This is a genomic window from Niabella sp. ZPM-14, assembly GCF_055693045.2.
In genome coordinates, this window is record NZ_CM181148.1 from 844,561 (window position 1) to 868,933 (window position 24,373).

Genomic DNA, 24,373 nt, shown 5'->3' on the forward strand with positions numbered 1-24,373 from the left:
TTAAATATCGAGAGCCGGGTCCCAAACGCTTTGATAAAAGATCAAAATCGCAGCGGCCCGGTTGGTTCTTATTTTACTTTTTCATTCTCGTCATACAGCGCCTGATGTAATTGCTTCAGCTGCGCCTCGGGCATTTTGATCACTTTCCGGTCGTAAGTTAAAATACCGTTTGTCTCCACTTCTACATCCGTCGTTTGTGTATATACGGCCGCTGAAAGGCCCAATGGAATCAATTTTTTCAGGTCGTCCATCATTTTGCTGTATCGCTGCATGAGCTCGGTCTTGTTTTTAAAACTCTGGTATCCCCAGTTGTTTTTATCCTGCCAGGTGTGTCCGTCAACCGGAAGGCCTAAACCACCAAACTCCCCTAACACCAGCGCTTGATCTATGTTTCCGAAGACGGAAGGATCCGGCATATTAGGATCGGGATAATTATGGATATCCAATATGTTACCGGTATAGAAGAAGTTACCACCGCTCGCGCTGTTGACCAGGCGCGAAGGATCATATTGCATCGTCCACTCTGTGATCTCTTTCGTTTTGAATTGTCCCCACGCTTCGTTAAAAGGCACCCACACGACGATCGACGGGAAGTTATGCGCAGCGTCCATGATGGCTTTCCATTCCTTCCGGTAATAGGCTTCAGATTCGGCGCTTCTTTCCTTATCACGGTTATAACCCGAGATTTGACCGGGTCTCATATCCCAACGGTTGCCACCCAGATCACCACTGGGCATATCCTGCCAAACCATGATCCCGACGCTGTCACAGTAATAGTACCACCTCGCGGGTTCCAGCTTAATGTGTTTGCGGATCATGTTAAAGCCCATTTCTTTGGTCTTCACAATATCAAACAAAAGCGCTTTATCCGTCGGAGCCGTAAACAGTCCGTCAGGCCACCATCCCTGGTCGAGCGGACCATACTGAAAGGATATCTTGTTGTTCAATGCCAGCCGATTGATGCCGGCAGCGTCTTTCTGTAGGGATGATTTACGCATCGCAAAATAGCTTTCAGCGTAATCAATTTGTTTAGCACCCCTGTACAAGTAGATATTTAACCGGTACAGGTGAGGTGCTTCCGGCGACCATAATTTTGGGTTGGAGATCGCAATATCCCCTTCTACGCCCGAAGGCAACGTAGCTTCACCAATTTGCTGGTTGCCGTCGAACGCTACGAACTTTACAATATCGCCTGCACGGGCCTGTTCCAGATCAGCTTTCACTTTTATGAGCTTGCTATCAACATCAGGCGTATGTTTTGTTGTTACAATATGCGTCGCCGGCACCACTTCGGTCCAAACCGTTTGCCAGATACCGGTCACGGGTGTATACCAGATACCTTCGGGACTCTTCACCTGCTTTCCCCGGGGCTGCGGACCTTCATCAGTCGGGTCCCATACGCGCAAAGCAATGTCCTGTTTCTTCCCTTTCTTCAAATAGTTGGTGATGTTGAATGAAAACGGATCGAAGCCTCCTTCATGCCGTCCTACTTTCTGGCCGTTTACATACAGATCGCATTGCCAGTCGACTGCTCCAAAATGCAGCAACACCTGGTCAGCTTTAGGTTTGCTGATGGTGGCAGTAGTTTTGTACCACAACAACTGGTCTTTGCCGACGGTCTTACCGACACCAGATAAAGCAGACTCTACAGGGTAAGGAACAAGGATCTTACCATCGAACGCTGTGGGGATGTTCTGTTGTGTCGATGCCGTGATGGCATATTCCCACAGGCCATTCAGATTTTGCCAACCGGCGCGCCTTAACTGCGGGCGTGGATATTCCGGCAGCGGCTGGGCCGGGTTGATTTCTGCCGCCCATTGGGTCATGATCTTTCCCTCGACGAGCTTCCATTGTTGTGCTGAGGAAATGAGTCCAAGAGCAAGCGCAACACAGGTCAGCGACATTGTTTGTTTAAACATTCTTGACATAATTATCACTTTTCTGTTTTCTTTTTACTATATGTTTCGTATAAAATCGGCCATCCGTTTTTGTACTCGATTCGGTCTATATACATCAGCCTTCCATAACGCCTCTTCTCAAAGGCCTCGATGGGTATAGCATGGTAGGCGATCCACTTTTTTCCATATTTGTCCGTAATTATTGAATTGTGGCCAGGAGCTTTCAACATGGTGTTTTGGGCAAGAAGCACACTACTGTTGGTTTTATTGGCTACACCCATCCTCATATAAGGTCCGGTTATTGATGGGGAGCGCGCTACCAAAACCGCATAATTGGCTGTTTCACCACAACAGTTATCTCCTGAATAATATAGATAATAAAAGCCATCATTATAATCGATCCAGGCACCTTCCACCAATCTGGTATATTGAGGTTCCTGTCCGACAGGCATAATAGCGACCTCGGATGATCCTGGCTGAAAGCTTGTCATCGAGTCGGTCAACTGCCTTATTTTAATAGATTGAAATCCCGATCCCCAGGTCATAAAATATTTATCGGAGCGTGCATCTTTTATAACCATCGCATCAATCGCTACAAAACCGGTATCTGATAGTAACGGTGTAGGTCGCGGCATGTAAGGCCCCCCGGGCGTTTTCGAAAATGCGACGCCAATCCCCATCCCCTCCGCAGTATCTTTTGTTTGTGCTGAGAAAAACAACACATATTCTTTAAGCGACTCATTAAAAATGACATGAGGCGCCCAAAAGTCTGAAGAGGCCCATGAAGGTCTTGCAGGCATAGCGTCTCCAATGATCCGCCAATCCTTGAGATCTTCAGATACTGCCACCTGAACGTTTAACACCATCCCGTCTTTCTCGGTGTTCGTGGCGTAGGCATAATATTTATCATCTGCCCGGATAACGGTAGGATCAGGAAAATCAGTATTAATGGCAGGCCGTTTCTGCGAGTAAGCGAGAAACGTATGCAACAATAAAATGATTAAAAAAATAGTACGTTCGCTTTTCAATTTCATTAACCTGATTTTTTAAAGGACCTGCTGCTATTACTTTACCAACCGACCTTTGATCATCCAAACCTCTACCGCACCATTGCTATAAGCATTGGTGCTTGTCAACGCAACGATTGTGTCATCTTCCAGAACTGAAATACTATTCCATAAACCAGACTTGCCGGCAGGTATCTGAAAAGGTTCCGTTTTAGCGGTAAAGTTGGTTGCGGCCTGGTCGCCAACTACGACTTTCATCGTTGCATCATTCAGTGAATTGGCGGGCCGGTTTTCCGTACCCTGGTAAGACAGGATGGTTTCGCCGGATGACAACTGTCTCAGATAAGGCGCGCCGGCATAAATTTTATTATCAAGCGCTTCTTTCAGTGCGTAGATCCGCTTGTCGGATGCTGCCAATACCGGTTTATTCCAGTTTTCTTCGACACTGTTTGTAATAATGTAAGGCTTAAAATTATCGAAACCGTTATCTTCTATAGCGACTGCAATTTGCTGGTTGCCCTTCAACAATATGGGAACCGGCATTCCATCTCTCTTCCCTGACCTGAAACTTATCATCTTCGGTACAGTACTCCAGGCAATCCCGTTATCTGAAGATGACAGCATCGAAATATTCTGTTCGTCTGAGCTGGTATACACCCCTTCATTTGCGAAGAAGAGTTGTATCTCTCCATTGGGCAACTGAATAGCGCATGGCTCCCAACAACCATTTTCAAACTGGTAACCGGCTTTGTAGATCTCACGCCCCGCTTGCCAGGACGTTCCGTTATCAGCACTTATTTTTACACGAATACCAAAATGCCGTGACGGAGATATATCATATGGTCGCGGGTTGTACATCAGCAAAAGCTGGCCGTTCTTTAATTTCAGAATATCCGGAACCGCCATATTGATACCATTTTCCTTTTCAGCAATTATCGCTGCACTGCCCCAGGTAGTGCCGTTATCATGGCTTCTTGTCTGCCATACCGAACCGCCACTCTCATAAACGCATAACAGCTCGGAACTGCTAAGAGGTACAAGTCGGGCATACCCTGCGTAACCGTTCCCACCCGCGGGAGCAGCCACTTTGACGAGCGTGCTTTTATCCCATTGTATTGTTCCGGGTTGGGTTTCACTGGGGGATATTGTGTCACTAACCTGGCTATTAGTAGCTTTTGAACAACTGATAGCACCGGTAAAATAGTGTAGCAACACACATATCGTGAACAGTTTTTTAAAATAACTCTTGTGCAAAGGAGAAATGTTCATCATGTTCCATGCCATTTTAATACAGCGTGATCCGGACCGTAGATTAATAACCGGGGTTTTGTTCGAGATTCGGGTTATTCAGATCTTCGGTCAAAGGAATCGGGAGCCGTATATTTTTACCCACTACAAAGTTGTTGAAATCCGGGTCGCGTTGCGCCACTGCATTCACTTTTTCCTGTGTTTCCAGATCACCCCAACGCTTTAAATCTGCCCATCTTACACTTTCTCCGCAGAGCTCCAATGATCTCTCGATCTTCAACCTGTTGCGAAACAAGTCCTTGTTGGTGCCGATAGCGGGATAAGCCGTCGCGAGCGGCGCCATTTTGGAACGTGCCCTCACTCTGTTCACATAAGTGTAAGCCTCTGAGGTCTGGCCCAATTCATTAAGCACCTCTGCATACATTAACAAGACATCTGCAAATCTGATTAAACGAATATTGATCTCATTAAAATAGTCTTCATTGGTCCGGTAATAATCTCTGGAATACTTTTTAAACCATGCCTCGTCGGCATTCCATTCCCATGACCGTCCATATACCTTGTCCCCGAAGTCCGCTTCAAGAGCAGGGTAAAAAAGGGAATACCTCAGGCGCGGGTCAATTTGATTATCGGTTGTTTTCTCTTTTTTAAATTCTGTCACGAGCCAATATCTTGCCTGACCGTCACTCCAGCCAATTCCGCGTGGCGCAAAAAACTGAGCCCGGTTAGACCCCATGTTGTTGTCAACAAAATCTCCGTCTCCGCCTGTGTTCTCGCTGGAATGCTGGATCTCAAAAACCGATTCCTTGTTATTTTCCTGGGTAGCCCGAAAATTTTCTTTAAAGTCCACCAGATCATACAGATCTTTACCTTCCCCGGTGAAAAAATAGTCAAGGGCTGTTTTGGCTTCAGTCCATTTGCGTTGTTGCATATAAGTTCTTGCCAACATAGCATAGGCAGCTCCTTTGGTAGGCCGACCCAAATCCGCTCCTTCCCATTTCACAGGCAGATCGGTCAACGCATCTTTCAGGTCTGTCTCTACCTGATTCCATACTTCGGCTAATGTGTTCTCCTTGGGCTGCTCTCCCGGATCTACAGGCGGCTCAAGTACAATTGGTATTTTCTCCCAAAGCAAAGCGGCATAGTAGTAATAAAAACCACGCAGGAATTTTGCCTGTGCTAATATATGTTGCTTTTTAGTTTCGTCGCTGAATGATATATCCGGAACATATTTTAGCACCTGGTTACACCTGAAGATAGCCTTATAAGTGTCTCGCCACGTCCAACCATTTCCTTCCCAGAAGTTATAGTTGACATATTGAAACCTTGTCCAATCCGCTAACTCGATCCAGGGACTTTTACTAAACCCTTCGTCAGAAGTCAGATCGAGCCTGAAATACATCCACCTTGCCCAGGTGCCGTCCTGGTAAAACATGGCGTATATGGCGTTTACACCTTTTTGCGCGTCTACTTCCGATTTCCAGAATTCGTCTACTGTGAGCGTGTTAGGATTGGTTTGATCCAGCAAGCTCTTATTGCAAGCTGTAGTAAAGCCTGCTGTAAGTATTAATATTGCGATAATCTTTTTCATCTGTTTATATTTTTGTTTGCGGCGCACTGCGTTTTTTTGGTCACCTTCAAATTAAAATCCGAGCTGTAATCCTATTGAGTACGTTTTCAGATTGGGGTAAGCCCCGAAATCATAGCCTTTTTCAAATACACTTCCATTACTGAACTCAGGATCTAACCCGGAGTATTTTGTAAAGGTGATGATGTTCTGTCCGCTCAGGGATACCTGTGCATTCGAGAAGCCGGCCTTTTTCAGGAGTCCTTCCGGCAGGTTGTAAGCAACACTCAAAAACTTCAACCGAAAAAAGGTGCCGTTCTCCAACCATCGTTCCGTATCACCTCTGGAATTAAGTGTAGATCCGTAATAGGCACGGGGTATATCTGTGTTCGGATTTTCCGGCGTCCATGGCTGAATACCCGCGCGATAGTTAGAGTTATCATCAAACCGGTCCATTACGCTCCTCGGCCCGTTGAAAACAGTAGCGCCGAAAGAACCAAACCAGTCCATATTAAACTCAAAGTTTTTATAGGTAGCACCCGTGTTCAAGCCCAGCTCCAGCTTCGGCCAGGGGCTTGCCACTACCGTCTTATCAGCATTGGTTATTTGCCCGTCTCCATTGTTATCTCTGAAGCGTATGTCACCCGCTTTTGCATTTGGCTGGATCACTTTGCCATCGGCGTTCTTATAATTATTGACCTCATCCTGAGACTGGAACAATCCATCAGTCTGTAAAACATACCACATACCAATGGGTTCACCCAGCTTGGTAACTGTGTTTCCCACGTAGAGCTCATTTCTTCCATACCCCAGTTCAAGGACTTTATTTTTAAGCGTTGTGAGGTTAGCCGTAACATAATACCCAAAAGGATTATCATTATTTCGATAGCTGGCTGAAAATTCAAACCCTTTGTTTTCTAACGTTAAAGCATTGGCCCTTGGAGCATCCCCGTCGTGCCCGGTAGTCATAAGAATAGGCGATTCGAATAACACATCGGAAGTCCGGGCAATAAAGTATTCAGCAGAAACCGAAAGTTTATTATTCAGCACGGAGAGATCAAAACCATAGTTTTGCTGCCTTAATGTCTCCCATCTCAAGTCAGCATTCGCCAGCCTAACCTGAGTAGCGGCCAGTTGTTTCTGCTGATCGGTGCCCATTGCAATAGTCGTTAAAGTGTTAATGAACGCAAGCGATTCATAATAACCGATATTAGAACTTCCCAATGTACCATAGTTGGCTCTTATTTTCAGATCATCGATCCAGTTGGCATTGAAGAAGGCTTCTTTACTGATACGCCATGCTGCCGATACAGAAGGAAAGTTGCCCCATTTCAACCCGGTCCCTAACCGGGAAGAGCCATCACGCCTTACCACGGCATTGATCAAATACTTGTCGTCATATGAATACTCTGCCCGGCCAAAATAAGACAGCAACACCGCTCTGTTTCTATACCCGCCTAATTGTGCATCCACACCCTGATCCAACACATCATAATAGTATCCAGACGAATTGCTTAAGATTTCTCTTTTTTGTCCCCATATCTGTGCATAATCATCTTGTTGAAAAGACTGGCCAACAATAACCGATATATCGTGCCTGGAAAATTTATCCTTGAACGTCATGGTATTTTCGATCAGCTTTGTCACAGACTCTGCGCGGTTTTCATTAGCAATCGATGGCTCATAAGCCTGGTTTAGCGTCCAGTTGCCCGGCTTCCTGAAAAATTTGTAATGATCCCTGCTCGTTTCGTATCCCAGGTTCAGCCTGTATTTCAGCCAATCTGTAAATTTCAGCTCAGACCAGATATTCCCCCGCAACCTCAGATTTTCATTTGTTTGTGCTATCAGGTTGGCAATGGCAACCGGGTTCGTTCCAAACGTACGCGCCTTCGATTCGTCTCCATAGCCGAAACCTCCCGGATTGGCAGCATTATAAACCGGGATCGTAGGCAACAAGCGAACTACATCCAAAATAGGATTTCCGCCCATTTCATCCGTTTTTGCGTTTGTAATAGCAATGTTTTCGCCGATACTGAAAATACCTTTAGACCCCTGCGAGTTGACTCTGAAGCTAAACCGGTCAAAACCTGTGCTGATCACCGTACCCTTGTTTCCAAAATAGCCAAGAGAGGTCAGATAAGACCCGTTTTTACCACCGCCGGAAAACGACAGGTTCAGATCGTTGATCGCACCTGTCCTGAAAGCCTCGTCCTGCCAGTTGGTATTGATGGCCGTATCCAGTTTCTGCCTGGGCACACCCGCGTTATCGTAGGCCATATAATTCAGCCGCTTAAATTCTTCGGTACCGGCAACATCATACCGGGGCATAACCTGAATCCCAGACTTCGCGGAGAAGTCGATCTTCATCGGGCCCTCCTTTCCTTTTTTAGTAGTGATGATGATCACACCGTTTGCAGCACGGGAACCGTATATGGCTGCGGCAGAAGCGTCTTTTAAAATCTGAATAGACTCAATATCGTTAGAGTTGAAATCTCTGTTCGCAGTGGTTATCATTCCGTCAATCACATACAAAGGGTTGGTTCCCGAGACGTTTTTCAGGCCTCGTATCTGTATCTGGGCCTCGGAGCCAGGTTGTCCGCCTCCTCTGACCTTTATACCAGTCGCAAGCCCCTGCATTGCTTCAGCCACGCTGGTAGCCTGCCTCTTTTTTACATCAGAGGCTTTCACTACAGAGACGGCACCGGTCAGATCTTTCCGCTGCTGTGTTCCATATCCCACCACGACCACTTCACCCAGGTCAATGGCAGAAACCTGTAATTGCACATTTATTTCCTGCTGGTCACCAACCTGAATCTCCTGCGAGGCATATCCAACGAATGAAAAGACTATGGTCTGACCAGTGTCTGCGCTGATTGAATAGCTACCCTGCGGATCCGTAACGGTGGCCGATGTGGTTCCACTAACCGCCACACTCACGCCCGACAATGGCTCTTGTTTTTCATTCGTAACCTTTCCGGTTATGGTAGATTGGGCCATCACCGAACTGATAAAGAAAAATGTACAAAAAACAGCGGTAAGTTTTTTGAGAAAAGTATTAGCTCCTGGTCTGGCGCGATGCCCACAAGACGAGCTGGTCCATAGCAATTGTTCCAATTCCATATGACAATCGTTTATTTTTGTAAAAAGAAGTACACCGCTAAATTATCATAAGCCAACTTTTTGTTAACAATAATTCGTCTCATTGTTTCTACAATTTGTCTCAATCTATATATTCGCAATATTTTCAGGTATTTAAAAGCCCGATAGGTGTTGCCTTGCAGAGATTTTTATTATTGATATGGCTACTCGGTTGGTGCTGTGATTCATACGCACAACAGTACCATTTCCGTCACTACCAGGTGGAAGACGGATTGTCTAATAATACTTCTATATGCACTTTGCAAGACAAAAAGGGCTTTCTATGGTTTGGCACGAAAGATGGGTTGAATCGTTTTGATGGCTATAGCTTCAAGGTATACCGAAACGACCCGAATGACAGCTCAAGCATCGGCAATAACTCGATCTGGCGCTTATATGAAGACGATCAACATCTTCTTTGGGTCGGTACCGAGAGAGGTTTATATGCCTATGATGCCACAACAGAGCGTTTCACGCTTTTAAAAGGTTCGCCCCGCAGCGAAATCAGTGGTATTACTTCTGATAAGCATGGCAATCTCTGGTTTGTTGCCGGGTTTAAACTGTACCAATACCTTCCAAAGCAGCAACAACTGATCCTTCACAACAAACCAGACTACCTGCACTTCTGCACTACCGTTAGCCGCACAGATAATGGTAACGTCTGGGTAGGTACCATAGATGGTAATATCGCGACCTACCACGACCAAAGGAAAGAGTTCAGCGTTTTCTCTGTATTCAACCACTCGCGGCCTTCATCATCCAGCTGGATCGAAAAAATTTATGACTCGGGTTTAGGTTTCTTATTTATCGGTACGTCCAATCAGGGCCTTAAAAAGTTTAACATCGAAAAGCAATCCTATGAAGACCTTCTCCTTTACAAGGGTGACGAGACAGATATTTACATCCGTGACATAATTGAGCGAACGGAGGAAGAATATTGGATCGCGACAGAGAAAGGCATTTATATCTACGATTTATCGAAAGACGACGTTTTGCACCTGGTGAAAAACCCCGTTAATCCTTTTGCCCTATCAGATAACGCGGTGTATGCATTTGCAAAGGATAAAGATGGCGGCATCTGGGCCTGTACGTACTTCGGCGGTGTCAATTATTTTCCCCGTCAGAAAATAGAATTTGAAAAGTTTTTTTATACTCCGAATGAAAACTCGCTGAAGGGAAATGCGGTCAGGGAGATCACAGAAGATCACAATGGAAATATCTGGATCGGCACGGAAGACGCCGGCTTGAGCGCCTATGATCCGCGAACAGGCCGCTTCAGCAACTACACGCCGGAAGATGGCCGCAGCGGCCTTGCACATACCAACATACATGGGTTGCTGGTGAATGATGGCCAATTATGGATCGGCACTTTTGAACATGGGCTGGACATTATGGACATTGCAAGCAGGCGCGTTGTCCGGCATTTTTCTTACGGCAGCGGCCCGTTTGATCTTAAAAGTAATTTCATACATTCTTTGTACAAAAGCAAGGCAGGCCGCATCTATGTAGGCACTTCCAACGGATTGTATCTTTATAACAAAAAAGAGCAGAACTTTACCCCGCTCGATTTTTTGCCCTCCAACAACTTTTTCTCAGCCATAACAGAAGACTCCAGCGGCAACATCTGGGCGGGAACCTTTAAGAGCGGTGTTTACTTTTACAACCCCCGGATCGGGAAAGCGGGGCACCTGAAAATAACCTACGGGCAAAGGGAGCGGTTGAGCGAAAACCGCATTACGAATCTCTATGTCACCAGCGAACAATCCTTACTGGTCTGTACAGAAGATGGATTATACGAGATCCACCCAAAGACATTGCAAACAAAATTGTACACTACATCAACCGGCCTACCCAGCAATCTCATTTATAGTGCGATTGAAGATGATACCGGGTTTATCTGGATCACCACGTCTAAAGGCCTGGTAAGATTAAACATGAAAACCGGCGCCACGAGCACTTTCACACAATCGACCGGCCTGCTGAGCGACCAGTTCAACTACTCATCGGCCTTTAAAGATAAAAAGGGACTAATGTACTTTGGCAGTGCAAAAGGGCTCATCCGGTTTAATCCCCTGCAGATCAACAGCAGCGCTAAAGTCGTTCCTCCGCTCTATATCACTAATGTCCAGGTAAACAATGAAGAGCTGGAAATAACCTCGGATGGACCATTGACCTCTTCTATTCTGAATACGAGCGAGCTCACGCTTGGCTACACGCAATCATCGATCAGCATTGACTTTGCAGCGCTCAACTACACCTCACCTAAAACCATCCAATATGCCTACCGGCTGGATGGTATGGACCCCGACTGGAATTATATCAAAACCAACCGAAGAGTGTACTTCACCAATTTATCTCCAGGCATCTATACTTTCTTTGTCCGGTCTACAGACAGTGATGGCGAGTGGGCAGCGAACGAACGGGTGCTTCGTATTAAGATATTGCCGCCCTGGTGGAGCTCGCACTGGGCCTACATTTTATACGGCATCCTTTCGATCATGGGTATCTATGCCGCCATTATGTTCTATCACAACCGGCAACTGTTTAAACAACAGCGCCGGATGGAATTGTTCGAAAGATCAAAAGAACAGGAAATGTTCAACTCTAAAATCGATTTCTTTACGAATGTAGCGCACGAGATCCGCACACCACTTACCCTGATCAAAGCACCGATGGAAAAGCTGATGCGCAGCGCAGTGCTGACGCCGCAGCAGGAGAAATATTTGCTGGCAATGAATAAGAACACAGACCGGTTGACAGAGCTGACAAACCAACTGCTGGATTTCAGACGGGTTGAAGCCGGCGCCTACACACTGACACTCGAAGAAAAAGAAATCACTCAACTGGTGAAAAATATCTGGATTGGTTTCTTACCTTTTGGCGAAAGCAAAGGTCTCAACATGGCAATCGATTCAACAGAGGCGCTTTACTGTAAGATAGATGAAGAAGCGTTCACCAAGATCATCAATAACTTACTGGACAATGCGACTAAGTATGGCAAAACCAGTACATGGGTTCACATGCGGGATCATGAAAACGGTTTTGCTCATATTATCATTAGTAATGACGGCCCCCTGATACCTGAGGCGCTGAGCGAAAAAATATTTCAACCTTTTTTCCGGTCTAAGCAAACGGATAAGATCACGGGAACCGGTATCGGATTACCGCTTGCACGTTCCTTAGCGGAGTTACAGGGAGGATCTTTGTATATGACCACGGACAATGATCTGAATAATTTTGTATTTACATTGCCTTTAGAAAAAAAATCAAATGGAGCATAACAGTAATAAGCCGGCAATATTGATCGTCGATGACCATGAAGATATTCTCGATTTTTTAAAGGACGATCTGAATGAGCTGTATACGATCTTTACCGCCCAGGATGGAATTGAGGCATTGACCGTATTGCGGGAGGAAGTGATCCAGCTGGTGATCAGCGATGTGATGATGCCTGAAATGGATGGGTTTGAACTCTGCGAAAAAATCAAATCGGACTATGAGCTGAGTCACATACCCGTTGTGCTCCTGACCGCCAAGAACACGTTGCAATCGAAGATCCAGGGCCTGAACCAGGGAGCAGATGCCTATATTGAAAAACCATTTTCCCCGGAACACCTGGCGGCACAGGTCGCCAGCTTGTTATCTAACAGGAATAAGCTGAAGGATTACTTTGCGAATTCACCTCTGACGCATATCAAGAGTATGGCGCACACGAAAACGGATGAAGAATTCCTGGAGCGGCTGAATCAATGTATTATCGACAATATTGCAAACGATCAGTTGGATGTAGAACATCTTGCAGTCGCCATGAATATGAGCCGACCTACCTTGTACAGAAAGGTAAAATCGATATCCAATCTTTCTCCGAATGAAATGATCAACATTTCAAGACTTAAAAAAGCGGTGGAGCTGATGAACACCAAAGTGCTTGCGCTGAGCGACATTGCAGAGCGTGTAGGCTATCACTCTCTCACTCAATTTGGCCGTAATTTTCAGAAACAGTTCAAACTGACACCATCGGAATACCAGCAGCAAATCAAATAGCCGGCACAGGGTATATCGCAAAAAAATGAACAAGGCAAAGCAGCCTTCGGAGCTGTGGCCCTGATCATTATCCGCATCCCAAAGTGCGCGGCAACCTTTTAGTTCCTGCGATGGTTATTTCCCAACCGAATCGTTGGCAGCGCCTTCCCAGGTAGAAGTGTCGTTCATGTTGTTCTGTTGTGTGCTGTCCATCACAGCCCCGCTGTTCATGTCCGTTTCAGGATAGGTTGTGCTGTCTTCCATAGACTGATCTGTTTCTGCATTGTTATTACAACTGATAAAAAAAGCTGCGGCCATTACGATCATTAGTTTTTTCATAAAAAATAAATTGAATTTTAAAAGAGTTAAACTAAGTTGCCAAATTTCATACCGACGCAGGACATGCGAAATGCAGGCTGATCAAACAAATCTGTATTTACCTATAAATAAATCGTTTACGACAATAACATTCTGTCTGACCATTATCCTTTATCGAATGAAGCGGGGAATAATTGTCGCAATGTAGAACCACGGCTACGAATCGATTCCAACCATTTAACAACAAAAAAAGCATGATCGTTTTAGGATCATGCCCGGTTATAATAAATAGTTCTCTATCTTGGTTTGGGAAGAACATGATGTTCCCGCGCCCAGTCGTCCCAGCTTTTTGAAAGTGCAGTAACTTTCTCGGGGAATTGCGAGGCGAGATCTTTCAATTCTGTCGGGTCCTGGGCCAGGTCGTATAAACTCCATTTTTTCTGGCCCTGTGTCATGACTAATTTCCAACTGCCTTCTCTGACATATTTAGCGCCCTCATGTTCATTGAACAGGATCGGATGCCCGGTATCTTTTTTGCCATTCAGCACATTGGCGAAACTGCGACCTTCCAATGGAAGGATCTTATTGCCCTTATATTCTTTGGGATAAGTAGCATTGGCCAGCTCCACAAAAGTGGCCATAAAGTCCATCACATGCCCTACCCTTTCTTTGTTGATGCTTCCTTTTTGTTTAATTCCTGCAGGCCAGGAAACGATCATCGGTGTGTGAATTCCTCCTTCTGTTGATTGCGATTTCCAGAGACGGAAAGGTGTGTTAGCCACATTTGCCCAATCGGGGCCGATGGAAAAATAAGTTGTTTGCGGACCGGGCAGCACACTTTTATCTGTGTTGTAGGCAATAGGCTGGCCAGTTCTCGTAGCGCCCGGCCGGTCGAAGCCGGGACCATAGCGCTCACAAAGCTCTGCGCTCGCACCGTTATCACTTAAAAATACAATGATGGTATTGTCCAGCTCGCCGGTTTCTTTCAGCGCCGCGAGCATGCGTCCGATACCCTGGTCCATGCGGTCGATCATCGCTGCATGAACGGCCATCGCTCTTGCATCCCATTCTTTATTCGGGTTATTGATCCAATCGATCTCTCCGGGATGCCTGGGAGAGAGCTTCGTCACTTTGGGATCGATCAGGCCCATTTTTGCCATCCGGGCATAGCGTGCTTCACGGATCGCCTCCCATCCTTTGGTGTACGTGTTCTTATATTTTTCAATATCCTCCGGCAACGCGTGAAGCGGCCAGTGAGGCGCATTTTGTGCGACATACAAAAAGAACGGCTGATCACCTTTCGCCATTTCCCGGATGTACCCTGCCGCTTTATCATTGATCGCGTCTGTATGATAATAATTTTCGGGCACCTCTTTTACAGGCTCTGTGCCTTCTACAAGGCTGAACGGGTCAAAGAAATCGACAACACCCCAGATGGTTCCAAAATATTTTTCAAACCCACGGTTGGTGGGGTATTGCTCGATCGGGGAAAATAAAGGATGCTGCTCCTGGTGGCTCAACCAGCGCAACTGCCCTTCTTTGGTAGGCTGCGTCAATGTATTGGACACATGCCATTTGCCGGTCATGGCAGTGCGATATCCTGCATCTTTCAATACTTCGGCAATCGTTACCGCATCAGTACCAATGTGCCCTTTATAAGCCTGATCGTCCTTCTGCGTGGTCATATCGCCTATGCCCGCATCGTGATTGTACAACCCGGTTAATAGAGACGCACGAGTGGGACAACATCTTGATATATTGTAAAACTGCGTAAACCGGATGCCATTGCCCGCAATCTTATCCAGGTTAGGCGTATTGATTTCGCCGCCATAGCAACCGAGATCAGAATAGCCGAGGTCATCCGCGAGGATCAAAATAATATTAGGCCGCTTGTCTTTGATGGGTTTGCCGGGGTCGGCTGAACACCAGGTAGAAAGGGCCAGAAAACCGATTATGAAATATTGCTTCATCATATTTACTTTTATTACTGCTTGTATACGTTTTTCTAACAGCGGATCATTTAGTCATTAGCGGCGTGTTTGGGTTGGCGGGTCAACGCCTGCATTTCTGTAGCCACGCCCTTATCCCCTTGTTGCTTCATAAACGCCGCAAGCTTCGCTGACAAATCCTGTTTCACCTGCTGATACGCCGCCTGAGCAGCCAGGTTGTTGAGCTGCCAGGGGTCCTTCACCACGTCATACAGCTCTTCTTCAGGCCTTGTGACATACAACTTAGCCCTAGAAGCATTTGCCTTTGTCCATTGCTTAAATAAGGCTGAGGAAGTCACCACATTCGAGAATGCGTTTTCGAAATTCAGGTTATGGATGTACAGATATTGACCATTCCTGATGGAGCGGTTGGCATAGGCTTCACTGCCATTGATAATACCTCGGGTGGTGTTGACGCCAAACACGTATTGACGCATGTCCTTTCTTTTGCCCGTCAGCACTTCCCTGAAGCTTGCTCCGTCAAAGCCCGTGCGCCCCAAACCATCTGTAGAGCCGGTGTTGACCGAGGCAGGTTGTCCACCGGCAATATCGATCAGCGTTGGTAGTATATCGGTGTATTGCACCATTGCCTTGTTTCTCGTATCCGGCTGTACCTTTCCCGGCCAGCGTACGATGAATCCTGAGCGCAACCCCTGGTCATACAAGGTCCATTTGGAAAAAGGAAATGAGTTGCCCTGTTCAGAGGCAAACATAATAATAGTATTTTCTTTCTTACCGGACCGCTCGATGATGTCCAGGCAATATCCCACGAGACTATCGAGATAAGTGATCTCTGCAAAATAATCGGCCATATCTTCCCGGGTCATCTTCGTATCGATCATGTTAGGTGCTAGTTTGATCTTTGCCGGATCATAGAGGCTGCGGTTGCCGCGGTTCCAGGGAGCATGTGGCTGGTTGCTGGTAAACATCAGGAAGAAGGGTTGATCCCCGGATGCGCGTATGTAGTCTTCTGCTTTGCTGAGATCGACGTCTTGTCCTTTACCGTTATCATGATCGCGGCCTCCCAAAAATTCGAAGGGATAAGCAGGCAACGGACCAAAATGTTTTTTCCCGATCAGAGCCGTGCGGTAGCCAAGATCCTGCAGATAAACCGGCAAGGTCTTAATGCCATCGTAGATGATACTGTGGTTCGGATAGGCGCCGTTACGCACCGGGCCGAGACCTGTTAACAATGTCTGCCGCGTGGGTGCGCAAATAGGCACCACGTTGAACATGTTGTCAAAGCACATTCCTTCCTTGGCCAGTCGCGCCAGGTTAGGCGTGCGCACCTGGGTGCTTCCATAAGGCTCCAGGTCGCGCATCGTAAGATCGTCGCCCATAATGAATACAATATTGGGCTGCTTTTGATCTGCCTGCGCGGATGCCGGTTGATTCATGATCAGAGCAAACGTAGCAACAATAACTATTTTCAGACACCTTTTCATAACAGCGATTACTTTTAATCCATTTAAAATTGTTGTATCTCATCCGGCCCGGGCCTGGCATAATCTTCGTCCAGTGCCTTTATCTCCACATCGCCGTCCTGGCTGATGTTGACGCTCAACGGCACTAATGTGACGCCTTGCTTATTGATGGTGTAGGCATTATCGCTTAAGTCTTTTGAGCGAATGCCATCCGTTTTCAATGGAGGCACATTCGCATTGTAAAAGGCCGTGCACCACCAGCGACCTTCTTTGTCCCGGAAAGGCGTGCCGTGTCCTAAGAATCTGCCAACAAACTTCCTGGGTCCATAAGGGCCTTTGACCTGATCGGCCACAGCGTAGTATAAATTGTAACTGCCTTTTCTTCCTTTGTTGGTTGACCATCCCGTTCCGAACAATACGTATTTGTTACCGACTTTCAGGATCGTGCATCCTTCGTGACCGATACCTTCTTTCATATTTCCACCGGGCATTTTGCGCAAGGTAGAAGGATGAATGGCCTGAGGTGCTCCTGCAAAGCCCGACATGTCCGGCTTCAGTTCAGCAATCATCGTGTTGGACCAGATCAGGTACAGTTTACCATCCGTATCTCTGAACAGGGAAGGATCGTGTAATCCTTTGGAAAGATCTTTCAGCGGAAAATCAAAGGGACCTTTAAACGATGCCGTCCTGCTCACTGCAAGATTCGATCCTTCTTTCACCGGGGATGGCGTCGTATGGAGCATCACCCATCTGTTATTGATGAAATGCAGTTCGGGCGCCCATAGATGCCACCTGGTTTTGGGCGTATTCTTAAAAGCCGCTGCATTTTCTTGGGCCCAATATCCGTCTTCCAGGCTAAAAGGTTCACCGCCGTATGTCCAGTTGACCAGGTCCTTACTCTTCCAGATCCTCACCTGCCAACCTACCCGGCTCGAGTCGCCCAGACCCACATTATACTTCGCCTCGTTGTTGAGTTCTTTAGAGGGGATCTGTGTTGTACCAGTAAGATAGTACCAACCGTCCGGGCCTAACGTAATGTATGGATCCCGGATCCAGATATTGTCCTTGATCAACACAGCCTTACTGTGCGCTTTAAGATCCGCCAACAGTTGCTGCCGGCCTACCTGTGCTTGCAGGAACAAGCCAATGGAACAGGCCATGATCAACAGCGTGAAAGATTTTTGTTTCATCCTTTTGTACTTAAAATTTCTATGAAGAAAAACATGCAGCAATGGCTAGAACTTTGATAGCATCTGCCTGCAAAGGTTTAACCAGCCATTTGAATTAATTATGGCTTCCTGGAAAGCTCATTCATCGTAAATCGGAGATCATAGATCTTTCCCTGATAACGCTGAAGCGGACCGGATAACTCGCGGCCTTGCAGGCGGCCGCAGGTCACATAGCCTCCTTTAATTTTAGTAAGATCTTTGGATAGTTGTTGCGAGAGTATCTTTTGATGATTGAACTCAATGGACAGCGCGCCGTTTGCGGCCACTCGCATGAGCAGTTGCCCCTCCGTGGCAGGAAGCACATCGCTCTTTATGATTTTGTCGCCGGACAGCTCCAAACCGATCTGTCCCTCGTAAGCGAAGAGTTTAAAATTGTTGAAATAGTCGCAGACCAGTCCGCCTTTATTGATGTCCGTCAGGTAAGCCGTCACATACAAGACATCGGGATTCCAAAGCTTTTTATTAAAAGACAGATCGGCTGCACTTTTGTTTTGGTCAATGATATAGCTCTGATCGAAAAACCTTGGTAGGTTGCCATCAAGGATCATCGCATCTGTTTCGCCCTGCCTGTTCAATTCCTTTTTCAACATCGAACGCATTCTATCTAACTGGTCCTGGTATGTTGCCTGGTCGACCAGGTTTTTAAATTCAGAAGTATCTGTGTTCAGGTCAAATAATTCTTCCGGCGGCCGGTAGCTGTAACGATCCAGCAGAAACTTTGTGCGTAGGTTGCTTGCTGCATGTTGTACCCATGAATCGAAATAGAATTCATTGCGTTCCACCTGATCGATATGGGTAATAAAGCGCGAACCGGGATGATAGTTTTTGATATAGTGCATGCCCTTGTCTGTGATGATCGATCGGGCTGGCGTGTAATTGTACCAAAAATGAGGTTCGACAGAAGTCTCTGCAAAGACGAATTCATGATGAGTCGCTTTCTTCTGTAACATTACACTTTTGATAGACTGGCCGTCGAGCCCGGTGATTGGCTGACCACCGGAAAGATCTACCAGGGTGGGCGTCAGATCTGCCAGCGACACTAATGCATCAGAAACCGCACCCGCCTTGACTTTTCCGGGCCAGCGAATGATCAACGGCACCCGCAAACCCCGGTCATACACCGTCCATTTTGCGGAGGGAAACTGCGCTCCCTGGTCGGAAGTAAACATCATCACTGTTTCATTTTTCTTCCCGGCTTTGTCCAGCGCCTGCATTACTTCCCCTACCATTTTATCTGCCTCCCCGATGCTCTGGTAATAAGCAGCTAACGCTTGTCGCGTCTCTTTGGTATCTGCTAAATAATCCGGCAGCGTCAGCTTTTCAGGATCGAAATCCCGATTGGGAAACCAGGGCACATGAGGCACCCAGGGCGCGACGATCAGACAAATAGGTTGCTGAGGTCGTGTTTTAAAATGTTCGTCAATCATGCGGACCGTTTCTTTTTTGCGATCCAGCCGGTTTTCTATCGGCGCATACTGACCAAACTCCTGGCCTATTCTTTCGAACGGGAAATTGTCTAACGGACTCACATCGATCTTTCCGGAGATAATAACCCTGTAGCCTTGTTCTTGCAGGAACCGGGGCAGGTTGGCCGTTCCGGCACGCACGGTGAAATGGTTCATCTGTGAACCGTTTCTGAAAGGATAGAGTCCGGTGAAGATCACGCTACGGGAAGGCGAGCACATGGAAGACGCTGCATAGGCTTTGTTGAAACGCATCCCTTCACGCGCCAGTTGATCCAGGTACGGCGTTCGCACGTCCACGTTGCCATAACACCCCACGTCCTGCTGGTTGAGATCATCCGCTATGAACAATACTATATTCGGGCGGCTTTGCGCACTGACACCAATGCTGCACCAACAGATCGCTATAATGATTTTTATAAAAATGGCGAGCGGTACCCACCTGGTCTCCGGGAATTTAATCAATCTTTTACTCATACGGGTTTGATATTAGATGAGGGCCTGGATGCATCGGTTGAGTTGATGGCTTTATGACCTGCACCGGCATCAATCAAAGCTAAGACTTCAAATGGCGAAGCCAAATTACTACAATCTCCGGTATGAACCTGTTCAAAACTTAGCCGGTTTGTCTCATAAGATAATTACCAGATAAATTAATATTTGAAAAACACATGAAGACCACACTTGCTTTTTACCACAGAGACCTCAAAGACAATACACGTGTATTATCATCTGTTCATAACAGTAACAATCATTTTATCGCAACCTATTTGATGACGAGGCTTGAAAAGCGAGAAGAGAAAGAAGAAAGATGTTAAATACCTTTCACCGAAAAGGTTTTTATTCCAGCAGGAATTCGATGTCTTCGATGGTCAGCCCTTTCATGATATTTTCTTCTGCGGTTATGAGATCGTCTGCCAGTTTTTTCTTGCGTCCGGCCAGCCTGATGATCTTCTCTTCAATACTGTCGCGACAGATCATGCGGTAGGCAAACACGTGCTGCTGTTGCCCGATCCGATGGGTACGATCTATGGCCTGGCTTTCCACTGCTGTATTCCACCAGGGGTCGAATAAAAATACATAATCGGCTTTGGTGAGTGTCAGTCCTGTGTTTCCGGCCTTCAGGCTGATCAGGAATACCGAAACATCTGAATCGTCTGACTGGAACTCAGTTACCAGTTCCTGCCTCTTTTTCACATCAGTCTGCCCGTCTAGTCGCAAACTGCGGATACCTGCTTTGTTCAGATCTCTTTCGAGCAAATCAAGCATTGACGTGAACTGACTGAACACCAGCGCACGATGTTGAGGGATAATGCATTTGAGCTCATTGATCAATATCTTGGTCTTCACGCTGTCATAAGTAAAGATATCTTCATCTTTGACCAGCTCGCCGCTATTACAGACCTGCCTTAGCTTGGTGAGCCCCGCGAGCACACTGAGCTTGCCTTTATTCAACCCGCTGCTTTTGATCTCGGTGAAGATATTAGCCCGTACTTCTTCTTTGATACTTTCATAGGCTGCGCGCTGGTCCATATCCATCTCACACCAAAGTATAGATTCCGTGCGCTCCGGCAGATCTTTTGCCACCTGCTCTTTCGTACGTCTTAATATAAACGGCCTGATGAGCCTTTGTAATGCAGCCGCCTTTTCTTCGTTCCCCTGCTGCTCGATCGGAAGGGCATATTCTTTTTTGAAAAACTCTGGCGTGCCTAACAAACCCGGCATTAGGAAATGAACCTGGCTGTGCAGATCGCTGGTATTGTTCATGACCGGCGTGCCGCTGATCGCGATCTTCGTGCGCCCCGTCAATTCCCAGACGGCCCTGGTGGTTTGTGCCGCCGGATTTTTGATATGATGGCTTTCATCGAGAACAATCGTTTCCCAGGCCACATCCATCAACACATGCAGATCCTGTCGCATCGTCCCATAACTGGTAATGTAAACGTCTGCATCTCCATCTTTTATGAGGCTGGTATCTCTTCCGGATCCGTGAAGTACTACAGCCTTTACATCCGGTGCAAACTTCTCCAATTCTTTGAGCCAGTTGTACAAAAGGCTGGCTGGTGCAATGACCAGGTGCTTACTTTGAGGATAGGCTTCCATTTTATACAACAAAAAACTCACCGTTTGCAGGGTCTTTCCCAGCCCCATATCATCGGCGAGGCAGCCACTGGCGCCAATTTCACCCAATAAGCGTAACCATTCGTATCCGCGGCGCTGGTAGGGACGCAACTCTTTGACGCGCAGTCCGCGGGGCAAAGGATATAACACATTGGTTTGTTCTTCCCATTGTCGCCAACGGGAAAGCCACTCCTTGCCAATGCCGGTTTTAAGCATGGGTGTCTCTCCATCAGCGATCTCCGTCATTTCGCCCAGCATCAACCATTTAGCTACCAGAACGGTGGAATCTTTGATGCGCCCATGACGTAGCAGCAGGCCATATTTGCTGGTCCACTCATCCCCCAGCACACCGAGGCTGCCATCTTTAAGCATGACGGCCTTTTGATTGTTGAGCAATGCCTTTTGCAGCGTATGTAGGGAAAGCGCCTCCTTGCCAAACTTTACGGACAGTTGAATGCGGGCAAAGTCCCCTTCATCCTCCTGCTGTTGAAATGTTGTAACCGCTTTATGAGGTGAATACCGAAAATGTCTTAACAAATCGATACCCAGCAGATCGATATCTTTTTCAAGTAATGTATGATAGGCCTTAAGGAACCATCCTTTTTTCTGCGCTTCTGCAAAGGTGAGATAGAAGAAACCATTGTGTTGTTTACTAAACTTCTCATGCATCGACTGCAATAATCCCATGAGTTCCTTTTCCTTCTCTTCATTCCTGCTGATCTGAAGCACTTTGCCGCCCGCCTCAACGCTGGTAACGGTTTCATAGGGCCCTTCAACCACGATGCCATCATACACAAACTGTGGTTCGAGCTTGAGAAAGGTATTGCTCAATTCACTTAACAATACCTGCACCTGCGGGATGACAGCTACGGTTTCCACATCGTAAAACTCACTCCGATCCACCTTTACCTGGCAATCGCTCAGCTTTTGTACGACGAGCTCAAGCTCGTCAGCCTTATCCGCCGGCCATTCCAGCGTTGGATGATCGAGTCCTTCCAGCGCGTCTACGCTCTTGGGCGACAGCTGGTAATAACAATGATCTCTTTCCAGCAAGAACCCATAACGTTTGAATGCCCGGAGGGGCACCTGCTCCTTCCCTATTTCAACGGTTTGTTCCAGCACAAAGCCCGGCTCCTGCCGCTTCACCGAAAAGTTCAGTTCCACCGGGTAGTGATAAAAATGGCATTTCATATTTTGCACCCGCTTGTCCTCTGTTTTAACCGAATGATACCAGCAGTCTAACGGCTGCCTTCTTAACGAGCTTACCAGGCTGTGAAGGTGCCGGTTATAGGCTTTTTTTACAGCGGCCAATTGTTCCGTTTTTCCGGAGATATAGGAAGTTTGCTGATGCAATGCGGCACTCACTTTTTGCAGCTCAGCCGGGGCAAAAGACAGCAACATCTTTAAGGACTCCTCACTGATGCCTTTTAAATGCACCCGCAGCTGAGGCCGCGTCAGGGGTTGTTCGCCGGTGGTCATTCCCTCGGGTGTTTTGATCAGCTGCCGCAACGAGATAGCGGGCTTTCCGGAAAATAGCTGTGCTGGTTGAAAAAGAAGAAAGGTTTTAGTATTCGCTGCCATAAATCACTTATCTGGCGCGCAAATATAATCAGCTGCGCGGTCTTTGCGGGCGGTGGAGGGATCTTTTTCGGAAGGAACGCTAAGTGATTCCTGTGAATCAATCTATCCCATATAGTCGTACATTTGATAGAGAGCTAAAGGATTATAAAATAAAATCCCCCTGAACCGATGAAATTTTTACGTAAAAATGCTGCGAATACAAAGTGCGCAACGTTTATTACAGCAACCTTGTGTCTTTGTTTTGTTTGTGATGATTACCGGAAACAATGCGGGGACAAGCTTTAAGGAAACTTTTAACAAACCACACCTATCAATTAAAAACCTAAAAAATATACGGATGAAACAGCCCTTCTACCTATCTGCACTGGCCGCTATCGCGCTGTTATTACAGGCATGTACCCCAGCTAAAAACACATCATCAGACACTCCACCCAATATGGAATTATCAGCACTGACCGCTAACAAGTGGAAACTGATCGAAATCGGCGGGCAACCCGTTGCAGACAAGATCAATGATAAAGAGCCATTTATTTCCTTCAGCAACGACGCTGAAAAACGGTACACCGCATCGGGCGGATGTAATGGCCTTGGCGGCACCTACACCCTGTCCGCTCATGGAAAAATACAATTTAAACAAGGCATGTCCACGATGATGGCCTGCGAAGATATGAGCATTGAAAACCAGTTAAAGACAGTGTTCGGCACGGTGGATCATTATATGATCAAAGATAATATCCTGGTCCTGAGCAAGGCCCGGATGACGCCATTAGCAAGGTTCCAGGCGATCACAACCGGCAGCGAATCCACCGCACTTAACGGAACCTGGGAACTGGATTATATTTCCGGTCCCCGTATCGCGTTCGATGGATTATATCCCAACAAAAAACCGACCATCACTTTCAATCTTCCCGATACGGTAGCCTCTGGCAACAGCAGCTGTAACAACTTCCGGATCTCCTTCAAGAGCGATGGATCTACCATCCGGTTTGCCGGACCGATGAGTACGAAAATGGCGTGCCCGGGCGCAGGCGAAAGCACTTTCTTTAAAACCCTGCAAACGATCAATACCTTCAGTGTAACCGGTAATACGCTCAACCTGATCATGGGAGATATCGCCGTGATGAGATTTCAAAAGAAATAATCTTCCGACATATCGCTTATACAAAGGCTGCTCTGATCGGGCAGCCTTTTCTTTTGCAGGCAAGAACTGATATGTTCATCGCTAAGACAGGATTGTACAGGACGTTTCGCCGGGTCTGAACTATTACATTTGTTCAACATCGCAAGATAGGTTCATATGAAATAGCCATCACACGGTTTCCGCTCTTGCTTAACCGCGTTAAGCCGGGCGGAAAAAGAAGGGTGACT

14 protein-coding genes are annotated in these 24,373 nt (G+C 46.8%); 3 read left to right on the plus strand and 11 right to left on the minus strand.

Annotated features, from left to right (window positions below; translation table 11 throughout):
• Window positions 1-68: 68 nt before the first annotated feature.
• Genes ACU37H_RS03495 through ACU37H_RS03515 form a run of 5 tightly spaced genes read right to left on the minus strand, consistent with a single transcriptional unit; the run spans window position 69 to window position 8,840 of the window.
• Window positions 69-1,919, minus strand: coding sequence for a glycoside hydrolase family 2 protein (locus ACU37H_RS03495; RefSeq protein WP_472702977.1), 1,851 nt, complete (start codon window positions 1,917-1,919; stop codon window positions 69-71).
• Between the two features lie 14 nt (window positions 1,920-1,933).
• A complete protein-coding gene (locus tag ACU37H_RS03500; RefSeq protein WP_472702978.1) occupies window positions 1,934-2,932 on the minus strand; it encodes a glycoside hydrolase family 43 protein in 999 nt (332 codons plus the stop codon).
• 30 nt (window positions 2,933-2,962) lie between these two features.
• Window positions 2,963-4,177: a sialidase family protein gene (locus ACU37H_RS03505; RefSeq protein WP_472702979.1), complete on the minus strand. Its 1,215-nt coding sequence runs from the start codon at window positions 4,175-4,177 to the stop codon at window positions 2,963-2,965.
• Window positions 4,178-4,217: 40 nt separating this feature from the next.
• Window positions 4,218-5,744, minus strand: coding sequence for a RagB/SusD family nutrient uptake outer membrane protein (locus tag ACU37H_RS03510; RefSeq protein WP_472702980.1), 1,527 nt, complete (start codon window positions 5,742-5,744; stop codon window positions 4,218-4,220).
• A gap of 51 nt (window positions 5,745-5,795) precedes the next feature.
• Window positions 5,796-8,840, minus strand: a complete 3,045-nt coding sequence (locus ACU37H_RS03515) for a SusC/RagA family TonB-linked outer membrane protein (protein WP_472702981.1) — start codon at window positions 8,838-8,840, stop codon at window positions 5,796-5,798.
• Between the two features lie 278 nt (window positions 8,841-9,118).
• Between ACU37H_RS03515 and ACU37H_RS03520 the strand changes: the two genes are divergently transcribed.
• Window positions 9,119-12,139, plus strand: coding sequence for a ligand-binding sensor domain-containing protein (locus ACU37H_RS03520; RefSeq protein ID WP_494407583.1), 3,021 nt, complete (start codon window positions 9,119-9,121; stop codon window positions 12,137-12,139).
• Window positions 12,129-12,902: a response regulator gene (locus ACU37H_RS03525; RefSeq protein WP_472702982.1), complete on the plus strand. Its 774-nt coding sequence runs from the start codon at window positions 12,129-12,131 to the stop codon at window positions 12,900-12,902. Before ACU37H_RS03520 ends, ACU37H_RS03525 begins: the two co-directional genes overlap by 11 nt.
• Window positions 12,903-13,016: 114 nt before the next feature.
• On the opposite strand, the gene ACU37H_RS03530 is transcribed toward ACU37H_RS03525, so the two are convergent.
• The 6 genes from ACU37H_RS03530 to ACU37H_RS03555 all read right to left on the minus strand — a co-directional run bounded on the left by ACU37H_RS03530 (window position 13,017) and on the right by ACU37H_RS03555 (window position 23,005).
• Window positions 13,017-13,220, minus strand: a complete 204-nt coding sequence (locus tag ACU37H_RS03530; RefSeq protein ID WP_472702983.1) for a hypothetical protein — start codon at window positions 13,218-13,220, stop codon at window positions 13,017-13,019.
• 275 nt (window positions 13,221-13,495) lie between these two features.
• Complete coding sequence (locus ACU37H_RS03535; protein ID WP_472702984.1) at window positions 13,496-15,172, minus strand: arylsulfatase; 1,677 nt, start codon at window positions 15,170-15,172, stop codon at window positions 13,496-13,498.
• Between the two features lie 47 nt (window positions 15,173-15,219).
• Window positions 15,220-16,632 carry a sulfatase family protein gene (locus ACU37H_RS03540; protein ID WP_472702985.1) on the minus strand — a complete coding sequence of 471 codons (1,413 nt, stop codon included), beginning with the start codon at window positions 16,630-16,632 and terminating at the stop codon, window positions 15,220-15,222.
• Window positions 16,633-16,655: 23 nt separating this feature from the next.
• The gene (locus ACU37H_RS03545; RefSeq protein WP_472702986.1) at window positions 16,656-17,801 is read right to left on the minus strand and encodes a family 43 glycosylhydrolase; all 1,146 of its coding nucleotides are present in this window, start codon (window positions 17,799-17,801) and stop codon (window positions 16,656-16,658) included.
• A 98-nt stretch (window positions 17,802-17,899) separates the two neighbouring features.
• On the minus strand, window positions 17,900-19,780 hold the full coding sequence (locus ACU37H_RS03550; RefSeq protein WP_472702987.1) for a sulfatase family protein: 1,881 nt from the start codon (window positions 19,778-19,780) through the stop codon (window positions 17,900-17,902).
• A 363-nt stretch (window positions 19,781-20,143) separates the two neighbouring features.
• The gene (locus ACU37H_RS03555; RefSeq protein WP_472702988.1) at window positions 20,144-23,005 is read right to left on the minus strand and encodes a DEAD/DEAH box helicase; all 2,862 of its coding nucleotides are present in this window, start codon (window positions 23,003-23,005) and stop codon (window positions 20,144-20,146) included.
• 337 nt (window positions 23,006-23,342) lie between these two features.
• Between ACU37H_RS03555 and ACU37H_RS03560 the strand changes: the two genes are divergently transcribed.
• Window positions 23,343-24,146 (plus strand): META domain-containing protein, encoded by an 804-nt coding sequence (locus tag ACU37H_RS03560; protein ID WP_472702989.1) that lies wholly within the window; start codon window positions 23,343-23,345, stop codon window positions 24,144-24,146.
• Window positions 24,147-24,373 lie beyond the last annotated feature (227 nt).